The organism is uncultured Enorma sp., assembly GCA_905210055.1.
In the GTDB taxonomy this organism is placed as follows: Bacteria; Actinomycetota; Coriobacteriia; order Coriobacteriales; family Coriobacteriaceae; genus Enorma.
This window is the reverse complement of the sequence record CAJLVH010000178.1, coordinates 1-3,071: the sequence shown is the minus strand read 5'-3', so window position 1 is coordinate 3,071 and position 3,071 is coordinate 1. Positions and strand designations below refer to the sequence as shown.

Sequence of the window (3,071 nt, the reverse complement as noted above, 5' to 3'; positions counted from 1 at the left end):
CTGCCCGCTTGCGCCGACGAGCGCCAACACCCACGGCATGCCAGCCCCGGCATCGTTCGACGTGGTAGAGCCGGTGGTGCTTGCGGGCGTCGATGTAGCGATCGACGCGGGGGAGACGCCCTGCCAGGACGCCTCGACCATCGTGTCGTGCGTCTCCGGCGAGGTTGTCGTCGCACGGTACGGGGCACTTTCGGAAGACGATATCCAGCGCGTCGCCAAGACGGCGCGCATGCGCATGCAAGATAGGCAGTAGGTGGAGACCATGGCGCTGAACCTCAAGGATCTGAAGCTCGTCGACTCGATGTACGCATATGCGAAGAGCCGCTACGTCATGGCGCTTGACTGTGGCACGACGTCCGTGCGCGCGATTATCGTCGATGAATACGGTTGCATCGTCGCCCAGGCGTCGCGTCCCATCAAGGCGATGTACCCCCGGCCCGGCTGGGTCGAGCAAGATCCCATGGAGATCTTCGCCTCGCAGATCGCAGTGATGATGGAGGTGCAGTTCAAGAGCGGGATCCATTCCGACAGCATCGCCGCCATCGGCATCACCAACCAGCGCGAGACGACGGTCGTATGGGATCGCGATAGCGGTCAGCCCATCTACAACGCCATCGGTTGGCAATGCCGCCGCACCGCCTCGCGCGCCGAGCGGCTCATCGAGGACGGCCATGCCGAGACGATCCGCGCCAAAACCGGCCTCATGCCCGACGCGTACTTCTCCGCGACGAAGATCGCCTGGATCCTCGATAACGTGAGCGGTGCGCGTGAGCTCGCCGAAGCCGGACAGCTCATGTTCGGCACCATCGATACCTGGCTCATCTACAACCTCACCGACGGCATGGTCTTCGCCACGGATTACACCAACGCGAGCCGCACGATGCTCTTCAATATCCATACGCTCGAATGGGACGACGAGCTCTTGGCCCTTATGGACATCCCGCGGTGCATGCTGCCGGAGGTGCGCTGGAGTTCGGGCGAGTTCGGGCGCGTCTCGGGCGAGATTATGACGCATATGCCGCTCATCATGGGCGTGGCGGGAGCCCAGCAGGCGTCGCTGTTCGGCCACTGCTGCTTCGAGCCGGGTGAGGCGAAGAACACCTACGGCACGGGCTGCTTCATGCTCATGAACACGGGCGACGAGGTGGTCGATTCTAGAAACGGTCTTGTCGCGACCGTGGGCATCGCCGAGGGTGGGACGGTGAGCTACGCGCTCGAGGGCTCGATCTTCCATGCGGGTTCGGTCATCCAGTGGCTGCGCGACAAGTTGCAGATCATCTCGAGCGCGGCAGAGACCGCAGAGATCTCGAAGTCGAGGGCAGACAACGGCGGCTGCTATCTTGTCCCCGCGTTCAGCGGGCTCGGTGCCCCGTGGTGGGATTCGGGTGCCGGCGGGCTCATTTATGGGCTCACGAGCGCCTCCGACCGTACGACGCTTGTGCGCGCTGCCTGCGAGTCCATGGCGTTTCAAAGCTACGACGTGCTGCGCGCCATGGAGGCGGATGCCGGATGCACACTCGACAGCCTCTCGGTTGATGGCGGCGCGTCGCGCAACGAGTTCATCATGCAGTTTCAGGCAGACTTGCTCGACATTCCCGTCGATCAGACAGAGGCGATTGAGACGACGGCGCTCGGCGCGGCGTATCTCGCCGGACTTGCCGTGGGCTATTGGGAGGATCGCGAGGAGATTCGCCAGAATCACGACCTTGCGCGCCGTTTCGAACCTGCCATGGACGAGGCGACGCGTGCTCGCGAGCTCGCTGGCTGGCACGATGCCGTTGCTCGCTCCCGCAGCAGGTAGCGGTATCGGCAGGCGGATGTGGGGCGGACCGGGGGCATGTAAAATTACCCCACCAAGCCCCGCCTGATCCCAGGGCGCTTCGCTCTCCCCTGCGCTAGAATGGCATCGAGGATGATTCACCCATTGGAGGGAGCAGCAATGCGCGTTGCCATCGCAGCAGATCACGGCGGATTCGATCAGAAAGGTATTCTCGCGAGCTATATCGAGCGCGAGCTCGGTTGCGAGGTCGCCGATTTGGGTCCGGACACCGGGGACTCCGTCGATTACCCTGACTACGCGGTGAAGGTCGCGCATGCCGTCGCCTCCGGTGAGGCAGATTTCGGCGTGCTCATCTGCGGTACGGGTATCGGAATGGCGCTCACGGCAGACAAGGTGCCGGGCGTCCGCGCCTCCTCGATCACCTCGGTGCCGTTCGCCGAGCTCTTCCGCCAGCACAACAACGGCAACGTCGTGTGCCTCTCGGGGCGTTTCGTGAGCGTCGAGGACAACGAGGCCATCGTCAAAGCGTTCCTCACCACCGACTTCGAGGGCGGGCGCCACGAACGCCGCGTCGCGAAGATCATGGCCGTTGACGAAGAATAAGGAGGGCACGTTGACAGTTGCCTATGACGTCGCGCGGGTGACGGTCGTCGACCATCCGCTCGTCCAGCACAAGCTCTCGATTCTGCGCGATGAGCGCACGGGCACGAAGCAGTTCCGCGATCTGGTGAGCGAGCTTGCCATGTTCGAGGGCTACGAGGCCATGCGCGATTTGCCGCTCGAAGACGTCCGTGTGACCACGCCCATCTGCGAGACCACGTGCAAGCAGGTCGCCGGCAAGAAGCTCGCGATCATCCCCATTCTGCGCGCCGGCCTCGGCATGGTCGATGGCTTGCTCTCGCTTGTTCCGGCGGCGCGCGTGGGGCATATCGGCATGAGCCGCGACGAGGTCACGCACGAGCCTCACGAGTACTACTGCAAGCTCCCCCAGGATATCGGGGAGCGCATCTGCCTCATCGTCGACCCCATGCTCGCCACGGGCGGCTCCGCGGCCGACGCGCTCAAGCAGCTGCGTCATCACGGGGCGCGGGATATCCGCCTGCTCTCGATCGTGGCTGCGCCCGAGGGTCTTGTCCGCGTGCTCGAGGCGGATTCAGACGTTCATATCTATGTGTGTGCTATCGACGAGGGACTGAATGAGCGCGCCTACATCGTCCCCGGTCTGGGCGACGCCGGCGACCGCATCTTCGGCACGCTGTAGGCTGTATCGCCTACGGGATGTCCCAATTGG

General features: G+C 63.9%; 4 protein-coding genes. All 4 read left to right on the top strand.

All coding sequences use genetic code 11. The features are described 5' to 3' along the window. The coding region (locus QZ079_RS08845) for an L-threonylcarbamoyladenylate synthase (RefSeq protein WP_297037490.1) at nucleotides 1–253 on the top strand (253 nt) is incomplete at its 5' end. 9 nt (nucleotides 254–262) lie between these two features. Then, entirely contained in the window at nucleotides 263–1,801 is a 1,539-nt protein-coding gene (gene glpK, locus QZ079_RS08840; RefSeq protein WP_297037489.1) for a glycerol kinase GlpK, read from the top strand. Between the two features lie 138 nt (nucleotides 1,802–1,939). Beyond that, nucleotides 1,940–2,383 (top strand): ribose 5-phosphate isomerase B, encoded by a 444-nt coding sequence (gene rpiB / locus QZ079_RS08835; protein WP_291289234.1) that lies wholly within the window; start codon nucleotides 1,940–1,942, stop codon nucleotides 2,381–2,383. Between the two features lie 10 nt (nucleotides 2,384–2,393). Beyond that, a complete protein-coding gene (gene upp / locus QZ079_RS08830) occupies nucleotides 2,394–3,041 on the top strand; it encodes a uracil phosphoribosyltransferase (protein WP_291290583.1) in 648 nt (215 codons plus the stop codon). The last annotated feature ends 30 nt before the right edge of the window (nucleotides 3,042–3,071 follow it).